Here is a 25,054-nt window from a genome sequence, read left to right on the forward strand (position 1 = left end):
TGCAGGCGCGGCAACAGGCAAGGCTTACTTGACCCAGATATGGTCGTAGTTGACCGGGATATGCACCGGGTCCACATACAGGCTGTCATCACCGCCCATGCGCGCCGAGCGCACGGTGAAGCGCTGTTCGTTGAAGATCGGCACCCAGGGCGCATCGGCCATGACCTCGGTAAAGATCTTCTTCCACAGTGCAGTGCGTTCGGCCTGCTGCTCGGGCCTGGCCATGCTGTCGGCACGCGCAGCTTCAGCGTCCAGTGCCTGGTTGCAGTACAAGGCCCAGTTCCAGCCACCCTCCACCGCGCCGCTGCAACCGAGGATCGGCCCGTAAAAGTTCGATGGATCAGGGAAATCGGCAATCCACGCCATGCCCCCGGACCAGACCATCGGCGCCTGGTCCCGGGCACTGCCGGCGGCGATCACGTTGGCCTGGGCCAGTGACTTGATCTTCACCCGGATGTTGACCTTGGCCAGGTCCTGCTGGATGGCTTGGGCAATGCGCGGCTGCGGATCGGTGTTCATCACGTACAACTCGGTGTCGAAACCCTTGGCCAGGCCGGCCTCGGCCAGGAGTTTTTTCGCGGCCTCGACGTCATAGGCATAGCCTTTGTAGTCGCCGTCGTAACCCGGCATCGACGGCGGTAGCGGCTGGTTGGCCGGGGTCGCACGGCCGTTGATGATGCGCACGATGCGATCCTTGCTGATGGCCATGTTCACTGCCTGGCGCACCTTGAGGTTGTCGAATGGCGCCAAGGTGGTTTTCAGCGTCACGTAGCCGGTCTGCAACTGGTTGCCGGTGACCACCAAAGGCTTGAACGCCGGGTCGTTCTTGAACTGCAGGAACTTGGCCGGTGGCACGCCGTCGCCGGCAATGTCCACCTCGCCCTTCTCCAGGCGCAGCAAGGCGACCATCGGGTCCTGGCCGACCTCGAACGTGATGCTGTCGACATGCGGCAAGCCGGCCTTGAAGTAGTCCGGGTTTTTCTTGAACACCAACTGCTGGCCCAGTTTCCATTCAGCCAGGCTGAAGGCACCGCTGCCTACCGGGTGCTTGCCAAAGTCGGCACCCCATTGCTCGACGGCCTCTCGGGGCACGATCGAGGCAAAGTTGATCGCCATCACGTGCAGGAAGGTGGCGTTGGGCTGGCTCAAGGTGATCTGCACCTGGTAGTCGTCCACCACCTCGATACCGCTCAGGTGCTCGGCCTTGCCGGCGATCATCGCCTCATAACCGACAATGGCGCTGAAGAAGCCGGCACCTGGGCTCTGGGTTTTCGGATTGACGGTGCGCTCCAGCGAGTACTTGACGTCGCTGGCCTTGAGCTCACGCCCGTTCTGGAACTTCACGCCTTTTTTCAGGATGAAGGTATAGACCTTGCCGTCGGCGGAGATGCTGTAGTCCTCGGCCAGGTCCTTTTCCAGCTCGGTGGTGCCGGGTTTGTAGTCCATCAAGGTGTCGAACAGGCTTTTGATCATCGACCAGTTCTGCCAGTCGTAGCCAATGGCCGGGTCCAGGGTGGCAACGTCGTTCTGGTAGGTCACCACCACTGTGCCGCCGGATTTGGCGTGGGGATCGATGGCATCCGCCAACAGGTTGCCAGCAAACAGCGAGGCCACAAGGCCTGCAGATAATAGTGCGGTGCGCTTCATGCTCCAGCCTCTTGCTAGGGTCGGTTGACCTTGGATTAGGATTTTTTTACGTCGATACGTGGGTCGACCCAGGGAATCACCAGGTCGGCCAGCAGGTTGCCCAGGACAATGGCCACCGCCGAGACCGTGGTCACGCCGACGATCACCGGGATGTCCACCTGCTGGATCGCCTGCCAGGTCAACTGGCCGATGCCCGGCCAGCCGAACACCGACTCGACCACCACCAGGCCGCCCATGAACACGCCGATATCGATGCCGATCATCGGGATCACCGGGATGATCGCGTTGGGCAACACATGGCGCAGGACCACCCTGGCCCGGCTCAGCCCCTTGGCCCGGGCGGTGCGAATGAAGTCCTGGTGCAACACCTCGATCATCGATGAGCGCACCATCCGCGAATACCAGCCACTGCCCAGCAGGCCCAGGGTCAGCGCCGGCAGCAGCAAGTGCTCGAGCCCGCCGTAGCCGCCCAGTGGAAACCAGTCCAGTTGCACTGCGAAGAAGTACAGAAACAGCATGGCGGCGATGAACTGCGGGGCCGAGACGCCAATGAACGACAGCGCCATCAGCGCCTTGTCCGCCCAGCTGTCACGGCGCAATGCGGCAATCACCCCCAGGGTGATCCCGATCAGCAGTTCGAAACCAATGCCGGCGGCCATCAGCTCCAGCGAAGGACGCAAACGTGAACCGATCAGCTCGGTGACCGCGCTGCGCTGGATGTACGAGCGCCCGAGGTCACCCTGCAGCAAATTGCCCAGGTAGCTGGCGTACTGCTGATAGAACGGCAGGTCCAGCCCCAGTTGCGCACGAATCCCGGCGACCACCTCTGGTGTGGCACTGCGCCCGGCGATCTGCCGGGCCGGATCGGCCGGCAGCATGAACAGCAACAGGTAGGTGATGAAGGTCACCCCCAGCAGGATCAGTAGCGAATAACCGATGCGACGACTGATAAAGGCGAACATTCAGCTTCTCCCTTGCAAGGTGGGATCAAGCTCGTCGCGCAAGGCATCGCCCACCAGGTTGAAGGCCAGCGAGAGCAGGATGATGGCGATACCGGGAAAGAACACCAGCCACGGCGCCGAGGTGAAATAGGTCTGGCTCTCGAAAATGATGTTGCCCCAGCTTGGCGTGGGTGGTTGCACCCCGACCCCAAGGTAGGACAGCGTGGCCTCCAGCAGCACCGTGGTGGAAATACCCAACGTGGCCCAGACCAGGATGGTCGGCAGCAGGTGGGGCAACAGGTGCGAGAACAGGATGCGCAACGAGCCGGCGCCCAGGGTGCGCTCCACGGCGACAAAATCCCGGGCCTCCAGGGCCACGGTTTCGGCATAGATCACCCGGGCGATCTGCACCCAGTTCACCATGGCGATCACCAAGGCCACGATCCACACGCTGGGCTGGAAGATCGCCGACAAGGCAATGGCCAGCAGCAGCGCCGGGAATGCCATCATCAAGTCGGTAAAGCGCATCAACACACTGCCCAGCCAGCCGCGCATGAACCCGGCAGTCAAGCCGACCAGGGTGCCGATCAGCACGGCCATGCCATTGGCCAGCAGGCCGATGAACAATGACGTCCGGGCACCGTAGATCAGCCGCGACAGCAGATCGCGCCCCAACAGGTCGGTGCCCAGCCAGTACGGTGTGTGTGGCCCCAGCGGCGCACCTTCCAACGACAAGCCTTCGACAAATTGCTCCGCCGGATCGTAGGGCGTCAGCCACGGCGCCAACAGCGCCAGGGTCATCACCAGAAGGATGTAGAACAGCGACAGCGCCACACTCGGCCGGCGGATCAGCGCACGCAACAGACTCATGGTCGCCCTCCCCGCTCTTGCCGGGGCGCGGCGGCCAGTTCGACACACAGCTCATCGAGGCTGCGGTTGAGCTGCATCGACAGGCCGCGCAAATGCTCATACGCCTCCTGCTCATCAATACCGCGCTCGACCATCAAGCGCGCCAGCACCGTCGCCAGCAAGGGTCGCAGCGCCAGGCGCTGCTGCAGGCCCTCGATGCTCCGGGCATCAGTGTCCAGGCGCTGGCGCAAGGCAATCGCCATCATCAGCGTGGTGTACACCGAACCTTGGGTGATGGGTTTGTTCAGCAAGGCCGTGGCACCGAGGCCGATGGCACGCTGGATCTGCGACAGGGTCTCGTGGGGCGTCAGCGCAACGATCGGTACGCCCTCGCGGTTCAGGCGCTGCAACAGGGTGAAGCTGCTGCAGTTTTCCAGGTCGACAATCGCGGCCAAGCTGCCCGGCAGTTCATCGCTGGCGTCTTGCTGCACCGCCAGGCAGGCAATGCCCAGCCGTTGCAGGCTCTTCTCCAGGCTGGCCAGGACCCGCGGCTCACAGTCAATCAGCAGCAACGGCCCGGCGCCCGGATTCCGGCGATTGAACTGGCTCATTTGATGATCCTCAGGTGCTGCGTTGGCGCCACGACGCCCAGGCCGTGGAATTCACTCAGGTCGGTGGCGGTCAGGTAAGGGTCGGCAGGCAGCGCCCGGGCCTCGCTGTGCAGCAGCACAAAGCGCCCCTGCTGCAGTTCGGCGATATGGCACGGCAGGCTGCAGTGGTTATTGCGCTCGCACACCTCCAGCGGGCCAAGCACGCTGGGCTGCGGCTGCTGGTAAAGGGTCTGGCAGATGGCTTGGGGAGCGTCGTCGCCACAGTGCGCAAATGCCTGGGCCAACAGGTGCATGGACAGGTAGGCGCCGGTGTAGAAGTGCGAATACGGGTGCAGGCCATGCAGGCGGCGCTGCTGCTGGGTGAACGTAGGGTTGACCGCTTCAAAAAAGGTCCCGCAGGAGAGCAAGCGCAGGCTGTCCACCGGGCCGACTGCCGCCAGCTCGGCTTCGGTCAGGTTGCAACTGAGCACCGGCAGCCGCAGCCCGGCCTGCTGGCAGGCGGCATCCAGCTGGCGCAGGAAGGCGTAGGAGGATTCACCCACCAGATTGTTCATGACGAACGACGGATGCTGGGCCAGCAGGTTCTGGATCAGCTCGCCGAACACGCAGGTGCCGAAGTGAAAGTAGCGCTCCCCCAGCACTTCACCGCCCGCGGCAGCCAGTACCTCGCGGGCCAGGCGGTTGCTTTCCCAGCCCCAGATATAATTCGAACCCACCAGCATGGCGCGACAGCCAAAGGCCCTCAGGGCGTAGCGCAGCAGCGGGATCAGGGTCTGGTTCGGACATGGCCCGAGGTACAGCACATTCTCGCTGCTCTCGAAACCTTCGTACGGGCAGGCATACCAGAGCAGCCCACTGTTCTGCTCCAGGTCCGGGATGATTTCCTTGCGGCTGGCCGAGGTCGGTGCACCGAACAGATGGCGAATCCCCGCCTGCATCATCTGCACCGCGCCTTCGCCATAGCGATGCAGCTGTCCTCGCGGGTTGACGTGGGTCGCGCGCAACGAAAAATCATAGCCGGGACTTGCATTGATCTCGGCGATGGCATGCAGCGCGCCCGCCAGCGCATTGCGGCCAAAGGACTTGTAGGTGCCGTCGGTGGACAGCAACAAACCGACTTCAAGGGTGCGCGGCATTTTCCCCACTCCAAAAAAAAGCCCGATCCACCAGGGTTCTGGTGGATCAGGCTTCGTTACCTGGCGCGCAAGGCGCGTGATGTCAGCAAGACTTAATGGCGCGATGCCAGGCTTGGTGTTTAGCAATCTTATGTATGAAAGAAGCGTGCCATATCCAAAACAGCGGGGTTGCTCGGGGCCGAGGCCAAAATACGCCCTGGTATGAAGCGCTCAACCACGCCGGGCGCACGAACTTCGTGCAGCCCTGATCGGGCTCATATTGGTAGCCAGGGTTGGCCAGCAACCGGCGGAGGAAACACCCGCGTGTTCAAGCGCTGTCACGTTATTACCCAACTCCAGCCTGAAACCTGCGCACTCAATCGACGGTGTTGTTTGCGGCAGGGTGTCCTGGCTGGGCTGGCATTGAAGTTGGCGAGCAGTGCCGCAGCTGAAATCGAGACCAGCCAGGCATTCGCCACAGCATCGCCCCCTCTCCAGTGACCCGCGAAAAACTGCGGGCAGGCCTGTTTCGAGGCCTGCCCGCAGTGCGTCTGGGTGCGACCTGGCTGTCAACTGCCGCTGCGCACCTTGTTCCACAAGCGGGTACGGATGCGGTCGATGTCCAGGGGCATGGCTTCCAGGGCAAACAGCTTGTCCATCATCGCCGGTGTCGGGTAGACCTTGGTATCGTCCTTGAGCGCCGGCTCGATCAGGCTGTCAGCCTGCTGGTTGCCGTTGGCGTAGTGCACGTAGTTGCTGATGCCGGCCATCACCTCAGGGCGCAGCAGGTAGTTCATGAAGGCATAACCGGCTTTTTCATCCGGTGCGTCCACCGGCATGGCCACCATGTCGAACCAGATCGGCGAACCTTCCTTGGGAATCGAATAGCCGATCTCCACGCCGTTCTTGGCTTCCTTGGCCCGGCTTTCCGCTTGCAGGATGTCCCCGGAGAAGCCCACCGCTACGCAGATATTGCCGTTGGCCAGGTCGCTGGTGTACTTCGACGAGTGGAAGTAGCTGACATACGGCCGGACCTTCATCAACAGTGCCTCGGCCTTCTTGTAGTCCGCAGGGTTCTTGCTGTGGTGCGGCAACCCCAGGTAGTTCAAGGCCGTGGGTATCAGCTCGGGGCCGTTGTCGAGGATCGCCACCCCGCACTTCTGCAATTTCTGCATGTACTCGGGCTTGAAGATCAGGTCCCAGGAATCCAGCGGCGCATCGTCCCCCAGCACTTCCTTGATCTTGGCCACGTTGTAGCCGATCCCGGTACTGCCCCACAGGTAAGGGAAACCGTGCTGGTTGCCCGGGTCGTTGACCTCCAGCGCCTTGAGCAGCACCGGATTGAGGTTCTTCCAGTTGGGCAACTGGCTCTTGTCGAGTTTTTTCAGCGCCCCGCCCTGGATCTGCCGGGCCATGAAGTGGTTGGACGGAAACACCACGTCATAACCGGATTTGCCGGTCATCAGCTTGCCATCCAGAGTCTCGTTGCTGTCATAGACGTCGTAGGTGGAACCTGTCCCGGTTTCCTTCTGGAACGCCTTGATGGTGTCCGGGGCGATGTAGTCCGACCAGTTGTAGATCTTCACCGTATCGGCGGCCTGGGCCAGGGACGCGGCCAGGAACAAGGGGCTGAACAACAGCAAAGAGCAAGTCTTGCGGATCATGAGTCGATACCTGTGGCTGGTTTTGTTATTGGCAGGCAATCAAAGGATCAGAAAATCAATACGTAGGTCTTGCGCACGGTTTCCTGGATATCCCAGATTCCGCTGCTGTTGGCCGGCAACATCAGTGCATCGCCGGCTTCTATGTTCAGGGGCTCGCCGTGGTCGGGGGTGAAGGTGCAGCGCCCCTGGATGAAGTGACAGAACTCCTGGGCGACGATCTGCCGCCGCCAGCGGCCCGGGGTGCATTCCCAGATGCCGGTCTCGACCCCGTCGTTGCGCTCGACAGCCGTCACCGAAGTCACTGCGATCGGAGTACCCAGGGGCACGGCCACCGGTGCCGATTCATCCAGGGTGACCGTGGCGGTGTTCTTGAATTGCGTAATGCTCATGGTTGTACCTTTGGCGGGAAAACCCGAACGGACGTCGTTCGGTGCAAGAAACCTGGTTCAGTGCATGAAACCTTCCATGAACCCGGCGACCCGGCTGGCCAAGCGCCGCCGCCAGGGGGCCGAGGCCGGGTTGGCCAGGGTCTGGTCTTCATGGACAAAGCTGCGAATGATCGCGTTGTAACCCAGCCAGCGACACGGCTCCGGCTCCCAGGCCCGCAGGGCGTCCAGGCCGCTCTCGGGCAACACCCAGGGCTGGCGCACCAGCGGGCTGTCCCGTTCGAGGATCAGCTCAGCCAGGGTCCGCCCGCCAAGGTGGCTGGCACCCACCCCTTCTCCGCCATAACCACCGGACAAGGCGATGCCCTTGCGCCGGTCGCAGAGCATGTGCGGCCTGAAGTGCCGGGACATGCCCAGGTTGCCGCCCCAGGAGTGGGTGATGCGCACATTCTTCAGTTGCGGGAACAGCTCGCCGAACAGGTAACGGCGCAGCGCCACCTCATCCTCGCTCAGGTCGAAGTTGTGGCGCAGCTTGCCGGCGAACCGATAACCACCGCGGGCACCAAACACCAAGCGGTTGTCCATCGAGCGCTGGCCGTAGGTGACCTGGCGGCTGCTTTCGCTGAAGGCTTGGCCCTGGCTCAGGCCGATCTCATCCCAGATCGACTCCGCCAACGGCTCGGTGGCCACCAGCAGGCTTTGCACCGGCAACTGATAACGGCCCAGGGGCGGCAAGGTCACCGAGTAGCCTTCCACCGCGGGCACTATCCAGTGGCTGCGCACCGCCGCGTGGGCGGTCTGCAGGCTGCCGGACTGCCAGTGGGTCACTGGGCTGTTCTCGTAGATGCTCACCCCCATGCGCTCCACCGCCCGGGCCAGGCCGCGCACCAGCTTCGCCGGCTGGATGGTTGCGCAATGCGGCGCATAGATGCCGCCATACGGTTTGGCCACGCGGATCTGCTGGGCCAACTGCTCGGGGTTGAGCCAGTGGTAGTCGTCCTGGTTCAGGCCCTGGGCGTAGAGTGAATCCAGGTACTGGCGCAGGCTGGTTTCCTGCTCGGGGTAGCGGGCGGCGCAGTACAGCACCCCGCCCTTGCGGTAGTCGCAGTCGATGCCCTCGCGCTGGAGCACCCTGGCCACTTCATCGGGAATGCCATGCAACAGGTCGAAGGAGGCCCGGCGCTGCTCCGGTGACAAGCCGGCCAACAGGCGGTCTTCCCCTAGCAGATTGCCCATCAGCCAACCGCCATTGCGACCCGAGGCGCCAAAACCGGCGGTCTGCGCCTCGATGATCGCGACCTTGAGCTGGGGCGCATGGCGCTTGAGGTAATAGGCAGTCCACAGCCCGGTATAACCGGCACCGATGATCGCCACGTCCAGATCCAGGTCCTGCGCCAGCGACGGCCGCGACAACAGCGGCTCGTCGAGCTGGTCCATCCACAAACTGATACTGCGCCACGCTGGCATGCAAGCACTCCGCAACCCGAACTTCGAATGCGGCGATCCTAGTGCCTGCCCTCAGGCGCTGTCTTGCGCGCGTGTACGCAAAGAAATTTGCTTGGCATAGGCCTTGGGCGACTGCCCGGTGTGCTGGCGAAAGCAGCTATAGAACGCCGACAGCGAATTGAAGCCGGCGGCAAAGGCCAGCTCGTCGATCCGCAGCGGTGGCGTGGCCTGGTCCAGGGCCGCCAGCAGATGCTGCAGGCGCGCCTGGTTGACGTAGCGATAGAAGCTTTGCCCGAGCACCTGATTGAGCAGGTAGGAAATCTGGTTACGGCTGTAGCCGCATTCACGGGCCACCCGTTGCAGGTCCAGTTCCGGGTCGAGATAAGGCTGCTGGCGTTGGAAGTACTGCTGCAGGTCCTCGGCCATGAAACTCAGCTGGCGCGGCGACAGCCCCAGGCGACTGGCCGCCGGACGCAGGCTATCCGAGACTTTGCTCGGCACCGGCTCGCGCACCAGGGAAGCGTATTCATTGACCCGCCAGATCAGCCCGTCACGCACGGTAATGGCTTCACTGGAGCGAAACGACACCAGCCCCTGGCCGCCCCGCAACGTCACCTGATACTGGATAAAGGCGGTGTCGCCATCCAGGCGGATGCGATCGCTGTGCTCCAGGGCCTCGTCGGGCGCGCGCGGCATGCTCACGCGCACGTATTCACGCAGCTCATCGAGGCCCAGGGTGCGGTTCTGGAAGAAGTCGTGATACTGCACTTGCGGGTGGTACAGCGCCATCACGCCATCCAGGTCACGGTGCTTCCAGCACAAGTGATAACGCATCACGATGTCGCCGGTGGCCTGGGTTTGCAGCGGCCCGTCATCAGGGGCAGACATAAGCTTCTCGAACAGACAAAAAACCCAGCTTGCCGAACTTCGGCAAGCGCTTCAATGAGCAACTGCTGGCGGCAGGCGACGGAGCCCGGCGGATGGCATGAGTTGCAGCAGAAACCCTCAACCAACCGCCAGACGGTGGTTAAAAAAACTGCGAGCGGTCACCTGCCGATGCTATTTTTAAACCCTCAACCGATCGGGTCATTGACGATCCGGTCGTTCCTACCGCGAGCACAAGGAAGCGCTCAATGAATCAAGGTGGGCCGCCGATGAACAGAGTCTGGGCCAGTAAAGTCACCTTTCCAAACGCCTGTCAGCTGATGCGCTGGCATTTTCATCCCATGGGTTTCGAGGCCAACATGGATGCGCCCGGCAGCATGATCGCCAGGCTCTTCGACCGTGCCAGCGGCGAAACCATGCTCGCCATCGCCGGTATCCCCTGTGCCACGCTGATGAGCGCCGCGGATGTCGAACGAATAATCGAGGCAGTGGAAGACGAACTGGAGGCCTTTTCTCCATCCCTGGCATTCAAGGCCTGAACACACTGCGCTAAACAACACCCTGACCTATAACCTCAAGCCCGCCTCGCCAGCGGGCTTTTTCAGGTTGCTTGCCGCAGGTCCTGGAAGTACGGCTTGTCGCGGGGCACCCGATCCGAAGCCTTGGGCGCATTGCCCGCCGCCGACTCCTGGCGATCGACGTACCAGTAGCAATGCTTGACCGCCCGAGTGATGCCGACATAGGCCAGGCGCAGGATCTCGTCCTTCTGCGCAGTGTCGTAGGGTTCGGCGTCGCCGTCCTGGCCAAGCCCGGCCATGCGATACAGCTGATTCTTGTAAGGCGAACTGCTCAGGTGCTGACAGTCACCCAGCAGGAACACCGCATCCGCCTGCAATCCCTTGGCACTGTGATAGGTCAGTTGCTTCAAGCGGCGAGCGGCTGGAGGCAAGCTAGAATCAACATCAACTATTTGTGAAATATGTTCTTGAATCAATAACTTATCGCTAGTTTTTCGAAACAACATCAAGATGCTATCGCCTTGCCGATAGTGCTCCGCCAAGCGCTGGGCCAGCCCCTGATCGTCACGATCCAGCACCTGCACCGGCCATAGCTCCCTGGCTTCGCCGCTGGCCTTGGACTTCTTGCCGGCAATCGCCGGGACCACCCGGACAATGTGCTCGGCCGCGTCGATCACATGCTGGTGGCTGCGGTAGTTCTCGCTGAGCATCACCCGCGTGGTCCCCGGGGACGGGAACTGCTGGTTGAACTCGATGAAATACTTGGGCGAACTGCCCCGCCAGCCGTAGATCGACTGCCAGTCATCGCCGACGCACAGCAAGGAGGAATGCTGGGCGCCGCGCCCCACGTGCAAGGCCGCGCCACGGCTGCGAATCTCCCCGAGGCAGGCCTTGACCCAGGAGACGATCTGCGGCGAAACATCCTGGAACTCATCGATCATCAGGTGCGCCAGCGGCCTCAGGCAGGCGTCGCTCAACAACTTGAGGTTCTCCGGCGAGCGCTCGCTGAACAGGGCGAACATCCGGTTGTAGGTCATGATCGGCGGCGACTGGTCCAGCAGGTGGTCTTCCAGGGCCCGCCAGAACAGGCTCAGGGCCTCAAAGAAGAAACGGTCCGGGTCATCTTGGGCAAAGCTCATGTTGCCGACGGCAGCGCCAACATCCAGGCCCAGGTTCTCGATGAAAGCGGCTGCCGCGACAAAACAATCCAGCAACGGCGCCGAACTCAGCTCACCCTTGACCCGGTAATCGAAGCCCGGACCAGCACTGACACTTGCCGAAAAAGCGCCAAGAGAACGCTTTGAATGCTCATAACTATCAAGCCAAATCAATGGCTTACGGCAGAAAGCTTGAAATAGGGTGCGCTTGACCGCCCACTCCGCGCGCACCGTCAACTTGGCTCCTGGCCGGGTGATCTGCGGACTTTCCCGAGGATCAAAACCCAGTACCACCCAGGCATCCAGCTCCGGCGCATAGCCGTGGCAATGGAACAGCGAGCCGTTGATCTCAAAACTCTGGCGCTGCGGCTCGATGCCCTTGATCGGCCAGGCGCCCGCACGAAACCACAGGTCCTCCACCGCATCACAGAGTTCTTCATCGCGCTTGGCCGCCAGCTCGGTGACCGCCATGCGCTTTTGTACATCGGGATGATCGCGTTCCAACTCCTTGAGTTGCAACGCATGGCGCAGCAAAGGCTTCAAGGCCAGGCGAAAGCGCTCATCACTGCGGTAGAGCGCCTGATAGCAGGCATTCAGGTGGTTGCGCTGGACGTCGTTGATGCGCAGATCGAAAGGATTGCTGTCGACCTCGTCCTCGGCACCTTGCAGTCGTTCGCTGAGGTTCTCGAAAGCCTGCAGGCGCTCGAAGCCCGGCAGGCTGCGGACCATGGGCAAGAGCCGCGAATGGAAGGTGCGCACCAGCTCCCGCGCCTCCCTGGGGTTGAGCATCCGGCCCCACAAGGCGAAGAGTTCCACTAGCTTATTGATGAAATCCTTGCGCGACTCCCGGGTGAAGGTCACCACGGTCATCGAGTCCAGTTCGAACCCCAGGTAGTGGGCGAGCAGCAACAGGCGCAATACCAGCGAGGTCGACTTGCCGGCCCCGGCTCCGGCAATCACCGCGGTGGCCGGAGTCTCGCTGAAGATCATCTTCCACTGTGCGCTACTGGGCTGGGAGTGGGCCGGCAGCAAGCGGGCGACATCGGCCTTGAAGCGCTTCTTCAGCTCGGCGGTCAACGGCAGGCGCCAGTCATCGAACAAGCGCTCATCCACCCCGGGTGGCCGGTGCTCGGTGTTGCGGCTGTCGCGGATCAGCAGCACCTGGCGCCCTTCCTCAAGCCCTTCGAGCCGACCTTCCTGGTAGCCATAATCGACCCCCGCAGTGTGACCGCTGCGAAAACCGTCGGCCTGGCCGTGCAACCAGGACGCTCGATGCTGTGCTCGCAGGCGATTCAGGCCATGGCCAAAAAAACGCGCCGCCAGGCGTTTCAACAGGGGCATCTGGGCCAGCGGTAACAGTTCGGGAGGCAGATCGGGGGTGTGTTGCGACACGCGGACTCCAGGGGATGAGGCTGAGCGGTTATGGTCAGCGGATTTTTTCATGGTATCCAGCAAATTGCTTGCAGGTCATTAACTTAAGCGATGAATCGCAGGTTTGACACCAGCTATCGAATAAAATAACTATCTAATTTTACGATTGGATTACGGCATTTTTTGCGCTTTTTTTCGATCTATAGCTGATAGAAGATGCACCTCATCAACCAACGGTTATCGTTTCTTGGCCCGAGTGTAACGTGCCATGACGAGCCCTAATGAGGAGACGATCATGCTTGAACTCAGACCTTTCAACTCCCTGGGTGGCGCTCACCACGGCTGGCTGGATGCCCATCACCACTTTTCCTTTGCCGAGTACCACGACCCCAAGCGCATGCACTGGGGCAACCTGCGGGTCTGGAACGACGACGTGATCGCCCCCGGCACCGGCTTCCCACAGCATCCGCACCGGGACATGGAAATCATCACCTACGTTCGTGAAGGTGCTATCAGCCATCAGGACAACCTGGGTAACAAGGGCCGTACCGAGGCCGGCGACGTGCAAGTGATGAGTGCCGGCACCGGGATCGCCCACAGCGAATACAACCTGGAGGCCACACCGACCAAGATCTTCCAGATCTGGATCATTCCCAATCAGGCGGGCTCCGCGCCGTCCTGGGGTGCCAAGCCGTTTCCCAAGGGCCAGCGCGAGGGTTTCGTGACCCTGGCCAGCGGCAAGGCAGGCGATGAAGAGAGTTTGCGGATTCGTGCCGACGCACGCCTGGTAGCGGCCAACCTGAAGGCCGGCGAGACTGCGGAGTATCACTTGGACAGCGGACGCCGGGCGTATCTGGTGCCGGCTACCGGGGTGATCGAGATCAATGGCTTGCGAGCCGAAGCTCGAGACGGTGTCGCGGTGGAGGATGAGCAGGTGCTGCGAGTGACGGCGCTGCAAGACAGTGAAATCGTCCTGGTCGACCTGGCTTGAAACGATCCGCGCAATGAAAAAAAGGGGCGACCGTGTTGGTCGCCCCTTTTTTTGTCTGGCATGTCCCGGTTCGCCGACCAGCCGGCGCTTGCGGGCTGCCAGTCAGTTGCCGCTGATCGCTGCGTCCACCAGGGTCTGGGCTTCCTGCACCAGTTGCTTGAGGTGGTCGTCGCCGATGAAGCTTTCGGCGTAGATCTTGTAGATGTCCTCGGTGCCGGACGGCCGTGCGGCGAACCAGCCGTTCGCGGTCATGACTTTCAGGCCGCCAATCGCCTGATCATTGCCCGGCGCCTGGCTGAGGATCTGCTGGATCGGCTCACCGGCCAATTGGGTGGAGGTCACCTGCTGTGGCGAAAGCTTGCTGAGCAAGGCCTTTTGCTGCGGATTGGCCTTGGCGTCGACCCGGACCGAAAACGGCTCGCCCAACTCATCGCACAAGGCGCGATAGGCCTGGCTTGGATCACGTCCGGTGCGGGCGGTCATTTCCGCTGCCAGCAAGGCCGGGATCAGGCCGTCCTTGTCGGTGCACCAGACGCCGCCGTCCTTGCGCAGGAAGGACGCACCCGCGCTTTCTTCACCACCAAAGCCCAGGGAGCCATCGAACAGGCCATCGGCAAACCATTTGAAGCCCACCGGTACTTCATACAAGCGCCGGCCCAGACGTGCCGCCACCCGATCAATCAGCCCGCTGCTGACCACGGTCTTGCCCACGCCGGCGTCGGCGCGCCATTGCGGACGGTTCTGGAACAGGTAGTCGATGGACACCGCCAGGTAGTTGTTCGGCGCCAGCAAGCCACCGCTCGGGGTGACAATGCCGTGGCGGTCATGATCAGGGTCACAACCGAAGGCCACGTCAAAGCGATCCTTCAGGCCGATCAGCCCTTGCATGGCGTAGCTGGAAGACGGGTCCATGCGAATCTGCCCGTCCCAGTCCACCGACATGAAGCGGAAGGTGGCATCCACTTGCTGGTTCACCACCTCCAAGTCCAGCCGGTAGTGCTCGGCGATGGCCGACCAGTAGCGCACCCCTGCTCCACCCAGCGGGTCCACGCCCAGGCGCAGCTTGGCGTTGCGGATGGCATCCAGGTCGATGACGTTGATCAGGTCGGCGACATAGGTGTTGAGGTAGTCGTGGCGATGAGTGGTTTCGGCCTTCAACGCCTGCTCATAGCTGATGCGCTTGACCCCGGCCAGCCGCGCCGCCAGCAGTTCGTTGGCCTTGGTTTCGATCCACTTGGTGATGTGGGTGTCGGCCGGGCCGCCGTTGGTAGGGTTGTATTTGTAGCCGCCGCTTTGTGGCGGGTTGTGCGACGGGGTGATGACAATCCCGTCCGCCAGGCCCGAGGTGCGTCCGCGGTTGTAGCAGAGGATCGCATGGGACACCGCAGGCGTCGGGGTGTACTCGTCACCCGTGGCGATCATCACCGTCACGCCGTTGGCCGCCAGGACCTCGAGGGCGCTGGCGCCAGCCGGGGTCGATAGCGCGTGGGTATCGATGCCGACAAACAGCGGGCCGTTGATGCCCTGGGATTCGCGGTACAGGCAAATGGCCTGGCTGATGGCCAGGACGTGCCATTCATTGAAACTCAGATCGAACGAGCTGCCACGGTGCCCGGAGGTGCCAAAGGCCACTCGCTGGGTGGGAACCGATGCATCGGGTTGACCGGTGTAGTACGCCGTAACCAATCGCGGGATGTCGACCAACAATTGCGTTGGTGCCGGTTTGCCCGCAAACGGACTGAGAGTCATGCAAAACCTCTGGAAAAGGATGGTTCGGGAATGGGCCGCAGTTTACTGGCAGTTTGACCGCAACGCGACGGAATCTATCCCGGTATCCATGAGGCAATTTTTACTTTCGGTTGGTCGGCGAATGGATCATGAAGCGAGGGGTGATACGGCAGCCCGATTGCCGGCAAGCCGCGCTCAAGCCAGAGGGAGGGAGAGGAAGACGCCAGGCTTCGAGTGACCAAGCCTGGCGTTGCAATCAGGCCGGTTCGACCTGCAGCGCGACCCGTTCGCGGCATGGACACTCGTCCATGTAGCGGTGCGCCTCGACAAATTCACTGAACGGGAAGACCCGGGTCTTCAAGGGCAGCAGCACCCGATCCGCGGTCAACTGGTTGATGTCCCGCAGCGCACGCTGCAGAGCCACCTGATCCTGGAGAATCCCCAGTTCCGGCTTGCCGGTAAAGTTGCCGATGCAGTGCACGAAGAACTGGATGTTCTTCTGGAACGCCGCGCAGGCAGGGAATGGTGTCTGGTTGCCGCCTTGCAGGCCGTACAACACCAGGCTGCCACGGGGCGCCAGGACATCGCCGAGCATCGACATCTGCGGGCCGCCCAAGCCATCGAAGACCACGTCGACGCCGCGATTGTCGGTGAGCTTGTTGATCTGCATCAGCAGGTCCTGCTCTTCGGTGACGATGACTTTCTCAGCGCCGAGGGACAGCAGGTTCTCACGTTCTTCAGCGCTCTTGGTGGCGGCAATCACCCGCACGCCCAAGGCTTTGCCCAACTGCACGAAGGACGGACCGGCACAGTGACTGGCATCGGTGACCAGGGCGAACTGCCCAGGCTTGACCCGTGCCAGGTCGGCGTAGGCGAAATAGGCAATCAACAGCGGCGTGTAATGCACCGCGGCTTCGATCGGGCTGAGCACATCCGGGTAACGGGTCAGGGCCGAACGCGGCAGAACGATCAGCTCGCCGTATACCGGATAATCGTTGGGGCTTTCAGCAGGAAAGCTGGCGACCTTGTCACCGACCGCAAGGTCCTCGACACCCTCGCCCACCGCGGTGACCACACCGGCCATTTCATGGCCGAGGCCAGACGGCAGGCGAGCATGGGACGATGCCAGGTTCTGCCGCCAGAGCACGTCATACCAACTGATACCGATAGCTTCGACTCGTACCTGCACTTCGCCTGGCGCAGGCGACGAGGCCGCATGCTCTTCGCATTTGAGCACCTCGGCCGGTCCAAACTTGTGAAAACGAATCGTGCGGGACATCGCAAACCTCGTCAAATTAACCTCTAATGCCACGAACTTTATCCGGGCTTTGAAAGCAAGACTATCAGTGCCTATTAATAGTCGACATGTCTGTCATTGATTTCGTGCCCCTTGAAATCAGTGCCAGCAACGTGCCGGTGCGGTATCTGGCTACAAACAAACAACATTTAGCCGGTGCAGAGTAGCAGCCTTTACCCGTAAGATTCACGCCGGCCATTGTTCCGATATGGTCGCTCCCGTCAAGTTCGCTGACTCTGCCAGGACTCCAGATGAATCGTAATGACCTGCGTCGTGTCGACCTGAATCTGTTGATCGTGTTCGAAACACTGATGCACGAACGCAGTGTGACCCGCGCCGCCGAGAAGCTGTTTCTCGGCCAGCCGGCCATCAGTGCCGCCCTGTCGCGCCTGCGCAGCCTGTTCGACGACCCGTTGTTCGTGCGCACCGGCCGCAGCATGGAGCCTACGGCGCGGGCGACGGAAATCTTCGCCCTGCTGTCCCCGGCCCTGGATTCGATTTCCACGGCGGTCAGCCGTGCGGCGGAATTCGACCCTGCCACCAGCACCGCGGTATTCCGCATCGGTCTCTCCGACGACGTGGAATTCGCCCTGCTGCCGATGCTGCTCAAGCGCCTGCGGGCCGAAGCCCCGGGCATCGTGCTGGTGGTGCGCCGGGCCAACTACCTGTTGATGCCGGCACTGCTGGCCTCCGGCGAGATCTCCATCGGCGTCAGCTACACCGCCGACCTGCCGGCCAACGCCAAGCGCAAGGTCCTGCGCCGCAGCCTGCCCAAGCTGCTGCGCGCCGACAGCATGCCCGGCGCCCTGAGCCTGGACGACTTCTGCGCCCGCCCCCATGCCCTGGTGTCCTTTGCCGGGGACCTCAGTGGTTTTATCGATGAAGAGTTGGAAAAACTCGGACGCAAACGTCACGTAGTACTGGCGGTACCGCAGTTCAACGGCTTGAGTACCCTGCTGGCCGGAACCGACATCCTGGCCACCGTGCCCGACTACACCGCCGAAGCACTGACCGCGGCCGGCGGTGTACGTGCAGAAGACCCGCCATTGCCAGTGCGCAGTTTTGAATTGCACATGGCCTGGCGCGGCTCCCAGGACAACGACCCTGGCGAGCGCTGGCTGCGTTCGCGGATCCAGATGTTTTTTGGCGACCCTGAGAGTCTTTAGGTTTCGTCGGGCAGGCTGTTTAGCTGATCATTTTTGCCTTTCCACCAACCATGGAGCTCCATTCACTTCTAGTAGCCCCGTAAGACACAGTTCGTCAGATTCAAATCCCAAACTATGTGCTCGTAGGCAAAATGGCATAATATGCCAATGATAGAAACAAACTGTTTGCCGAAAGCTGGAGCTCATTATGGCGACGCGGAACGTTGTGCTCACCCCTCACCAAGAACAAGTTATCCATGACCTTGTTCAGTCTGGCCGCTATCAGAATGCCAGCGAAGTGATGCGGGAAGGTTTGCGGCTATTGGAACAGCGTGTCGCCGAAGACACCGCCAAAATTGAGGCCCTGCGTAAGGCGACCTCGATCGGCATCATGGATCTTGAGCACGGGCGCTTTAGTCAGTTGAACGAAGGTGATCTGGAGCACTTCCTCGAGGGCTTGAGCCTGGAGGCCACCCTCCCCGCGAGAGAGAAACACTGAGTATGCCGCGGTATCGGATTACCAACGCGGCGCGCGCCGACATTGTTGACATACTCAGGCTCTCCCAGACGCAGTTCGGCGATCAAGCACGCCAGCGCTACCAGGCGCTGATCCTCGCGGCGCTGCAAGCTCTTGCCGGCACGCCTTATCGCATTGGCAGCCACGACCGCGATGAGCTTGCACCGGGCCTTCGCAGCTATCACCTCATCCATTCACGCCAGCAGGCCAAACAAACCCATGGAACGGTCAAAAGCCCACGTCATATCGTGTTCTATCGTGTGGCAAACGACGACGTGATCGAGGTCGTCAGACTCCTTCATGACGCCATGGAAGCGCAGTTGCACTTGCCTAACGACTGATCAGCGACCTGGCCCAACGGCTTAACTGGCCAGGAATAGCGAAGTCCGTCGGAGATCGCCATTCGCGATCACTCGCACACTCGGTGCGAATGGGGGCAAAAGTGGGGGCAAACAAAAGCGTTATCGACCTAAAAACATTGTCCTAGAGCCCAGTCAAAATGTTCTTCGGCGATCCGGACAGTCTCTGAGCATCACCGCCACTCGCCGCCAATCGGCCCCTCATGCCTGACTGACAAATGACGATCATGCACCACCGCCCTCCGTACCACGATGGGCCTGGCGCCACTGGATCGGGCTGACGTCATACCAACGGCGGAACGCCCGCGAGAACGCGCTGATTTCCGAGTAGCCCAGTGACAGGGCCAGCTCGGAGATGGGCAAGGTCGATTGTTGCAGGTAATAGATCGCCAGTTCCTGGCGCACCGTATCCACCAACGTGGAAAACGTCAGGCCGCTTTCACTCAACCGCCGCTGGATGGTCCAGCTGGGGATGCGCAAGTGTTCCGCCACTTGCTCCAGGCTCGGGTAGCCGTCGCTGAGCAGGTCCCTGACCTGGGCCCGCACTTCGGCAACGATGCCGGGGCGCGCCTGGCCGCCACCGGCCACTGACAGTTTCTGCATGCTTTCCAGGAGCACCGCCAGTAACTTGGGGTCGTGTCCCGGCATCGGCCGGTTCAGTACGCTGCGGCGAAATACCAGTGCGTTGCACGGCTGGCCGAACAACACCGGGGCATCGAATACTTTGCAGTGCTCATGCCAGGCTTCCGGCTGCGGATGCTCGAAATGCACCCGCTCCGGTGCCCAGTTCTGGCCCAGGGCGTGGCGCATCAGGTTGGTAAACATGCCCATCGACAGTTCGGCGTCCTGACGCTTGCGCAGGATCGCACCGTACTGCACCTGATAGTCGAGCTGGCACCACTCGCCATCCTCCACCAGGCGCAGCAGGCTGCCTTGCTGATGCACCGGAAACGTCCTGACCACATTGCGCAGGCCCTCGCCGAGGGTCGCCGAACACATCCCGACATACCCCAGGAGCCCCAGTGAATCGGGGCGAAACTGCTGCCCGTAGCGCAAACCGAAATTGTGGTTGCCGGTCTGCCGCGCGGCCTCCTCGAACACCGAGCAATACTGGTTCAGATCCAGGCTCAGGGTCGGGTGCAACAACTGCTCCGGGTCGATACCCGCCATGCCCAGGATCCGTTCGGGGTTGCCGCCTTGCTGCTGGATGAAATCGGTCAGGCCGGTGGCCGCCGAAGCCAGGATGCCAAACTGGCCCTCATGGGGAGCGACCTGACGAATCGGGGACGTTGTGATGGCGGGCACCTGGAACCTCCTTACGCAGTCACTCTGCACAGGTGACTGACTCACGCAAGTTCCATTCCAGATCTCCGGTTTGCCCCCCGCCGCCGCCCCTCGCGGGCTCAAGCCCGCCTTTGCCGGAGAACCGGCCGAGTCCAGGCTGGCCAGCGCCGCACCGGAGCAGTGCGTAGCGGTTTGTAACATCCGCCTCAATGCCCGCGGTGCAGCATCGCACCCTGCAAACCATCCCCCAAGTAGCGACGACACAACCCCAGGGTCTGCTCCACCCATTCATGGCCCAGGCACTCGACCTGCGGCGTCCCTCGGTGAGTGCCGGTCCAGGCCAGCAGTTGCAGGCGCCGCTGCATGATCAGGGTCGGCACCATGGCCAGATCCTCGGCATCCAGGCTCAACTGCTGGCTATAACCCTCCAGCCAATTATCGATCCACTGTGGCAGGTCGGGGTGATGCTCGAAAAAGCTCAAGCCGGCAGCCAGGTCATGCAGGTACCAGCCCAACCCGCAATCATCGAAGTCGATGATTCGGGTCTGCTCGCCCTGCACCAGCAGGTTGGCCAGGCGCAGGTCGGCATGGATCAGGCCGAAACGCCGCTCATCCTGGCCATAACCGGCCAGCTGCCGGGCGAGCACAACCAGCACTTCGCCAATCAGCTTTTGCCCGGCACTGTCCAGGTAAGGCGCCGCCTGCCATCGTCCCCAATGCCCCTCGGGCCCGAGCATGCTCGAATGATTCCAGGTCATGCGCGCAAAGCCCTGGGGTTTGCGCCAGTGGCGGGCCTGTCGATGCAATTGGGCATTGATCGCACCCAAGCGGCAAAACGAGGTATTGAGGCTGTGCTGATCCGGCTCGCGGCCGTCTATCCAATCGAACAGCACCACATAGCGACTGCCCAGCCCGGACAGGTGCACCTGCTGGATCAACTCGCCATCCAGGCCGGCAATCGCACACGGCACCTGTAGCCCTTCCTCGCGCAGCGCCGCCAGCCAAAGCAGCTCGCTGGCGATCTCCTGATACGAGTGATACGCCTCGCGATGCACGCGCATCACCGAGCGTCGCTGAGCGTTGTGCAGCAGATAGGTGGCGTTCTCCGAATGGCTCAGCAAACTCAGTTCACCGCGCAACGACGGCGCATAGGACAAGGTGGCCAAACTGGCCAGGGGGGCAATGGCATCCAGGCAGGAGGCTTGGTTCGAGGCAGTCATCATCAGCACGCTCCAGGGTCGGTAGGCCCGCACAGAATGCGAGGCTGGCGTAGACCGTCGCTTGACCCGGCACGGCGAAATCTTGACCCCAGAGCACAAGGCGCCCCTGCGCCCTGGTCGATTTGATAGTTCAGGGTAGAACTTGTGCTGCACGGTCAAGTGCCCCGGCCCCTTGGGGTCGCAACATCCAGGCAACATCACTGGAAAGGGGCTCGAAGATGCTGACTTCACTGCAAGGCAAAAGCGTTCTGGTCACCGGGGCCACCAGCGGCATCGGCCTGGGGATCGCCTACGGATTTGCCCGTCAGGGCGCGCAGGTGGCGATCAGCGCCCGCCATCGGCACAAAGTCGAAGAAGTGGCGCAGCGCATGCGCGATGAGGGTTTGCAGGTCAATGGCTTCGTCGCCGATGTGGCCCGGGGCGCTTCGGTGCGGCAATTGCTGGCAGACGTCGCCGGCACCCAGGGCGGCCTGGATGTGCTGTGCTGCAACGCCGGCGTGTTCCCTTCGGTGAGCCTGGAACAGATGAGCGAAGCCGACTGGGATGGCGTGCTCGCCACCAACGCCAAAGGCAGCTTCCTCTGCGTCCAGGCGGCCCTGCCCTACCTGCGCCAGGCCGAATACGGACGGGTGATCCTGACCTCATCGATCACCGGGCCGGTGACCGGTTTCCCCGGCTGGGCCCATTACGGCGCGAGCAAGGCCGCGCAACTGGGCTTCATGCGCACCGCGGCGATCGAACTGGCGCGCGACGGCATCACCATCAATGCCGTGCTGCCGGGCAACATCCTCACCGAAGGCCTGCATGACATGGGCGAGGACTACCTGAACAGCATGGCCGCATCGGTCCCGCTGCGGCGCCTGGGCAGTGTCGATGATATCGCCAACGCCGCGCTGTTCTTCGCCTCCCGCGAAGCTGGCTACGTCACCGGACAAAGCCTGATTGTCGACGGCGGGCAGATCCTCCCCGAATCTCTCCAGGCTCTGGCCTGAAGCTCTCATCTCAGTTATTGGAGCGCGCCCCATGAGCGAAATCTACACCGACAAGCTGCCCTTGCAGGGCACTGCCCCGGCCCGGCCCCATGAAGTCCAGCGGTTGCGCAAGAACGCCGTGGGCCTGATGGGCGTGTTGTTCATGACGGTCGCGACGGCAGCGCCGATCACCGCCATGCTCGGCAACGTGCCGATCGCCATCGGCAGTGGCAACGGCCAGTACGCCCCCGCCGGCTATCTGGTGGCGACCATCATTCTCGCGCTGTTCGCCATCGGCTACGCGCAAATGGCCAAGTACATCACCTCCACTGGCGCGTTCTACGGTTTTATCTCCCATGGCCTCGGGCGCGTGGTGGGCATGGCGGCGGGCATTGCCGTGACCCTCACCTACATCGTCTTCGAGGCGGCGCTGGTGGGCATCTTCGCCTTCTTCTGCGTCGACCTGCTGACCAGCACCACGGGGATCCAGGTGCACTGGATCGTCTTCGCCCTGGCCATGTTGGCGGCCAATGGCATCCTCAGCTACTTCGATATTTCCCTGACCGCCAAGGTTCTCGGTGTCTGCCTGGTCCTCGAAATCCTGATGCTGGCGATGATGGCATTCGCCGTGCTCTGGCACGGTGGCGGCCCGCAGGGGCTGGTGCCCGAGTCGATCAATCCGCTCAAGGCCTTCAGCCCGGCGCAGGGCGTGATCGGCGCCAATGCCGGCATCGGCCTGTTCTTCGCCTTCTGGTCCTGGGTCGGGTTCGAGTCCTCGGCGATGTACGGCGAAGAGTCGCGCAACCCGAAGAAAATCATTCCCCTGGCCACCTTGCTGGCGGTGATCGGCATCGGCGTGTTCTATGTGTTCGTGTCGTGGATGGCCATCGCCGGCTCCGGCCCGATCGAAGCGATCCGCCTGGCCCAGGATCCGGCCCAGGCCGCCGAAGTGTTCTACGGCCCCACGCGCCTGTACATCGGTGAATGGGCGGTGAGCCTGTTCAAACTGTTGGTGGTGACCGGCTCGTTCGCCTGCGGCATGGCGTTCCACAACTGTGCGTCGCGCTATATCTACGCCCTGGGCCGGGAGAACCTGTTCGAGTTCCTCGGCCGTACCGTGGGCCGCACCCACGAACGTCACGGCTCACCGCACGTGGCCTCCAGCGTACAGACGCTGATTGCCAGCGCCATCGTCCTGGCCTTCCTGTTCGCCGGCAAGGACCCCTACGCCGACTTGTACGCACTGCTGGCGATCCTCGGCACCATGGGCATCCTGATCGTCCAAGCGCTGTGCGCCTTTGCCGTGGTCTGCTATTTCCACATCGGCACCCGCCATATCAAGCAGCGCCACTGGTTCAAGACCTTCCTGGCGCCGATGCTGGGCGGCCTCGGCATGCTCTATGTGGTCTACCTGCTGTTCGCCAACCTGAACTTCGCCGCCGGCACCGCCGCGCAATCGCTGCTGTTCAAGCTGATCCCGTGGATCGTCGCTGCCAGCTTCGCGCTGGGTGCAGCCATTGCCTTGTACTTCCGGCAGTTCGATCGACGCAAATACAACATCATCGGCAGCATCGTCATGGACGACGAACGCCAAGACAGCTGAGGAGCTTCGCCATGTTGAAAGTCAACGCCTTCCAAGCCGAGCACGCTGCTGCCCTCAACGAGGCCGAGCGGCAGCTGATCGAACGTCGCCAGCGCCTGCTGGGGCCGGCCTATCAATTGTTCTACGAGCAACCCCTGCATCTGGTGAAGGGCAGTGGCGCCTGGCTGTACGACAGCAACGGACGCCGCTACCTGGACCTGTACAACAACGTCGCGTCGATCGGCCACTGCCATCCACGGGTGGTGCAGGCCCTGTCCAGCCAGGCCGCAGAGCTCAACACCCACACCCGCTACCTGCATGAGGGGGTGCTCGATTACGCCGAGAAACTCTTGGCCACCTTGCCCGGCGAACTGAGCCAGATGATGTTCACCTGCACCGGCAGCGAGGCCAACGACCTGGCGTTGCGCATTGCCCGGGACTACAGCGGCGGCACCGGGGTGATCGTCACGCGCTACGCCTACCACGGCATGACCCTAGCCATCGCCGAGCTGTCGCCGTCCGTAGGTGACTACGTGCCCCTGTCCAAGGACTGCCGGGTGGTCAACGCCCCGTTGCATGACCCGCAGCACCCGGAACGCGTCGGCCAGGTATTCGCCGCCGAAGTGCGCGCCGCGATCGCCGACATGCTGCGCCATGGCATACGGCCGGCAGCGTTGCTGGTGGACACCCTGTTCACCAGCGACGGCGTATTCGCCGACCCGCCGGGTTTTCTCGCCGAAGCGGTCAACGCCATCCGCGACGCCGGAGGCCTGTTCATCGCCGACGAGGTGCAACCGGGGTTTGCCCGCACCGGTACGCACATGTGGGGCTTCGAGCGCCACGGCCTGGTGCCGGACCTGGTGACCATGGGCAAGCCAATGGGCAATGGCCACCCCTTGGCGGGCCTGGCCGTGCGCCCGTCAATCCTCCAGCGTTTTGGCCGCAATGCCAGCTACTTCAATACCTTTGGCGGCAACCCGGTGTCGGCCGCCGTGGGCCTGGCGGTGTTGCAGGTGATCGAAGAAGAACAGTTGCAGGCCAACGCGCTGAAGGTCGGCCTGCTACTCAAGCAAGGGCTGGAAAGCCTGGCCGCCGACCATCAACGGCTCGGCGCGGTGCGCGGTGCGGGGCTGTTCCTCGGCGTCGATGTGCTGGCGCCCATGAGCGCGGAGATGGACCCGCAAACTGCACGGCACATGGTCAATCTGCTGCGCGACGAAGGCATGCTGATCGGGGTTGCCGGCGCTGCCAATAGCACCCTGAAGATCCGTCCACCGCTGTGTTTCAGCGAAGATCAGGTCGAACTGTTTCTCGCCGCAATGGCACGGGTACTGCTTCTGCTCTGAAGGTTCGGCCGATAAAAAACCCGC

The 25,054-nt window shown here is 62.2% G+C and carries 22 protein-coding genes; 8 read left to right on the top strand and 14 right to left on the bottom strand.

Annotation, left to right across the window (positions count from 1 at the left end; translation table 11 throughout):
- Positions 1-24 precede the first annotated feature (24 nt).
- The 9 genes from GV818_RS21700 to GV818_RS21740 form a co-directional block, all read right to left on the bottom strand.
- Positions 25-1,647, bottom strand: coding sequence for an ABC transporter substrate-binding protein (locus GV818_RS21700; protein ID WP_161756361.1), 1,623 nt, complete (start codon positions 1,645-1,647; stop codon positions 25-27).
- Positions 1,648-1,682: 35 nt separating this feature from the next.
- Entirely contained in the window at positions 1,683-2,609 is a 927-nt protein-coding gene (locus GV818_RS21705) for an ABC transporter permease (protein ID WP_161777480.1), read from the bottom strand.
- Positions 2,610-3,458: an ABC transporter permease gene (locus tag GV818_RS21710; protein WP_161756359.1), complete on the bottom strand. Its 849-nt coding sequence runs from the start codon at positions 3,456-3,458 to the stop codon at positions 2,610-2,612.
- On the bottom strand, positions 3,455-4,048 hold the full coding sequence (locus GV818_RS21715; protein WP_161777481.1) for an ANTAR domain-containing response regulator: 594 nt from the start codon (positions 4,046-4,048) through the stop codon (positions 3,455-3,457). Before GV818_RS21715 ends, GV818_RS21710 begins: the two co-directional genes overlap by 4 nt.
- Positions 4,045-5,184 carry a transporter substrate-binding protein gene (locus GV818_RS21720; RefSeq protein WP_161777482.1) on the bottom strand — a complete coding sequence of 380 codons (1,140 nt, stop codon included), beginning with the start codon at positions 5,182-5,184 and terminating at the stop codon, positions 4,045-4,047. The genes GV818_RS21715 and GV818_RS21720 overlap by 4 nt, the downstream gene beginning before the upstream one ends.
- A 548-nt stretch (positions 5,185-5,732) precedes the next feature.
- Positions 5,733-6,827 (bottom strand): polyamine ABC transporter substrate-binding protein, encoded by a 1,095-nt coding sequence (locus tag GV818_RS21725; RefSeq protein ID WP_161777483.1) that lies wholly within the window; start codon positions 6,825-6,827, stop codon positions 5,733-5,735.
- Between the two features lie 47 nt (positions 6,828-6,874).
- On the bottom strand, positions 6,875-7,216 hold the full coding sequence (locus GV818_RS21730; RefSeq protein ID WP_161777484.1) for a cupin domain-containing protein: 342 nt from the start codon (positions 7,214-7,216) through the stop codon (positions 6,875-6,877).
- A gap of 57 nt (positions 7,217-7,273) precedes the next feature.
- Positions 7,274-8,680: an NAD(P)/FAD-dependent oxidoreductase gene (locus tag GV818_RS21735; RefSeq protein ID WP_161777485.1), complete on the bottom strand. Its 1,407-nt coding sequence runs from the start codon at positions 8,678-8,680 to the stop codon at positions 7,274-7,276.
- A gap of 51 nt (positions 8,681-8,731) precedes the next feature.
- Entirely contained in the window at positions 8,732-9,547 is an 816-nt protein-coding gene (locus GV818_RS21740; protein WP_161777486.1) for a helix-turn-helix domain-containing protein, read from the bottom strand.
- 266 nt (positions 9,548-9,813) lie between these two features.
- Here GV818_RS21740 and GV818_RS21745 point away from each other — a divergent pair, with 266 nt between their 5' ends.
- Positions 9,814-10,083 carry a DUF1652 domain-containing protein gene (locus GV818_RS21745; RefSeq protein ID WP_161756352.1) on the top strand — a complete coding sequence of 90 codons (270 nt, stop codon included), beginning with the start codon at positions 9,814-9,816 and terminating at the stop codon, positions 10,081-10,083.
- A 62-nt stretch (positions 10,084-10,145) separates the two neighbouring features.
- Here GV818_RS21745 and GV818_RS21750 read toward each other — a convergent pair whose 3' ends face one another.
- Entirely contained in the window at positions 10,146-12,611 is a 2,466-nt protein-coding gene (locus tag GV818_RS21750; protein ID WP_161777487.1) for a UvrD-helicase domain-containing protein, read from the bottom strand.
- 274 nt (positions 12,612-12,885) lie between these two features.
- On the opposite strand from GV818_RS21750, the gene GV818_RS21755 reads away from it, so the two are divergent.
- On the top strand, positions 12,886-13,581 hold the full coding sequence (locus tag GV818_RS21755) for a pirin family protein (protein ID WP_161777488.1): 696 nt from the start codon (positions 12,886-12,888) through the stop codon (positions 13,579-13,581).
- A gap of 102 nt (positions 13,582-13,683) precedes the next feature.
- Here the strand turns inward: GV818_RS21755 and pgm are convergent, their stop codons facing one another.
- A complete protein-coding gene (gene pgm, locus GV818_RS21760; protein ID WP_161777489.1) occupies positions 13,684-15,330 on the bottom strand; it encodes a phosphoglucomutase (alpha-D-glucose-1,6-bisphosphate-dependent) in 1,647 nt (548 codons plus the stop codon).
- Positions 15,331-15,565: 235 nt separating this feature from the next.
- Entirely contained in the window at positions 15,566-16,588 is a 1,023-nt protein-coding gene (locus GV818_RS21765) for a zinc-dependent alcohol dehydrogenase family protein (RefSeq protein WP_161756348.1), read from the bottom strand.
- A gap of 269 nt (positions 16,589-16,857) precedes the next feature.
- On the opposite strand from GV818_RS21765, the gene GV818_RS21770 reads away from it, so the two are divergent.
- The 3 genes from GV818_RS21770 to GV818_RS21780 all read left to right on the top strand — a co-directional run bounded on the left by GV818_RS21770 (position 16,858) and on the right by GV818_RS21780 (position 18,609).
- Entirely contained in the window at positions 16,858-17,772 is a 915-nt protein-coding gene (locus tag GV818_RS21770) for a LysR substrate-binding domain-containing protein (protein ID WP_161777490.1), read from the top strand.
- A gap of 187 nt (positions 17,773-17,959) precedes the next feature.
- Positions 17,960-18,250, top strand: a complete 291-nt coding sequence (locus GV818_RS21775; RefSeq protein WP_161777491.1) for a type II toxin-antitoxin system ParD family antitoxin — start codon at positions 17,960-17,962, stop codon at positions 18,248-18,250.
- 2 nt (positions 18,251-18,252) lie between these two features.
- Entirely contained in the window at positions 18,253-18,609 is a 357-nt protein-coding gene (locus GV818_RS21780; RefSeq protein WP_161777492.1) for a type II toxin-antitoxin system RelE/ParE family toxin, read from the top strand.
- Positions 18,610-18,852: 243 nt separating this feature from the next.
- Here GV818_RS21780 and qhpR read toward each other — a convergent pair whose 3' ends face one another.
- Both qhpR and GV818_RS21790 read right to left on the bottom strand, forming a co-directional pair.
- Positions 18,853-19,932, bottom strand: coding sequence for an AraC-like transcriptional regulator QhpR (qhpR, locus tag GV818_RS21785; RefSeq protein ID WP_368668892.1), 1,080 nt, complete (start codon positions 19,930-19,932; stop codon positions 18,853-18,855).
- Between the two features lie 185 nt (positions 19,933-20,117).
- Positions 20,118-21,134, bottom strand: a complete 1,017-nt coding sequence (locus GV818_RS21790; protein ID WP_161756346.1) for a phosphotransferase enzyme family protein — start codon at positions 21,132-21,134, stop codon at positions 20,118-20,120.
- Between the two features lie 215 nt (positions 21,135-21,349).
- Here GV818_RS21790 and fabG point away from each other — a divergent pair, with 215 nt between their 5' ends.
- From fabG to GV818_RS21805, 3 genes are read left to right on the top strand one after another with little or no spacing between them, the layout of a single operon-like run.
- Positions 21,350-22,123 carry a 3-oxoacyl-ACP reductase FabG gene (gene fabG, locus GV818_RS21795; protein ID WP_161756345.1) on the top strand — a complete coding sequence of 258 codons (774 nt, stop codon included), beginning with the start codon at positions 21,350-21,352 and terminating at the stop codon, positions 22,121-22,123.
- A gap of 31 nt (positions 22,124-22,154) precedes the next feature.
- Entirely contained in the window at positions 22,155-23,705 is a 1,551-nt protein-coding gene (locus tag GV818_RS21800) for an APC family permease (RefSeq protein ID WP_161756344.1), read from the top strand.
- Between the two features lie 11 nt (positions 23,706-23,716).
- A complete protein-coding gene (locus GV818_RS21805) occupies positions 23,717-25,030 on the top strand; it encodes an aspartate aminotransferase family protein (protein ID WP_178125049.1) in 1,314 nt (437 codons plus the stop codon).
- Positions 25,031-25,054: the final 24 nt, after the last annotated feature.

It is taken from the genome of Pseudomonas sp. Fl4BN1 (genome assembly GCF_009908285.1).
Lineage (GTDB): Bacteria > Pseudomonadota > Gammaproteobacteria > Pseudomonadales > Pseudomonadaceae > Aquipseudomonas.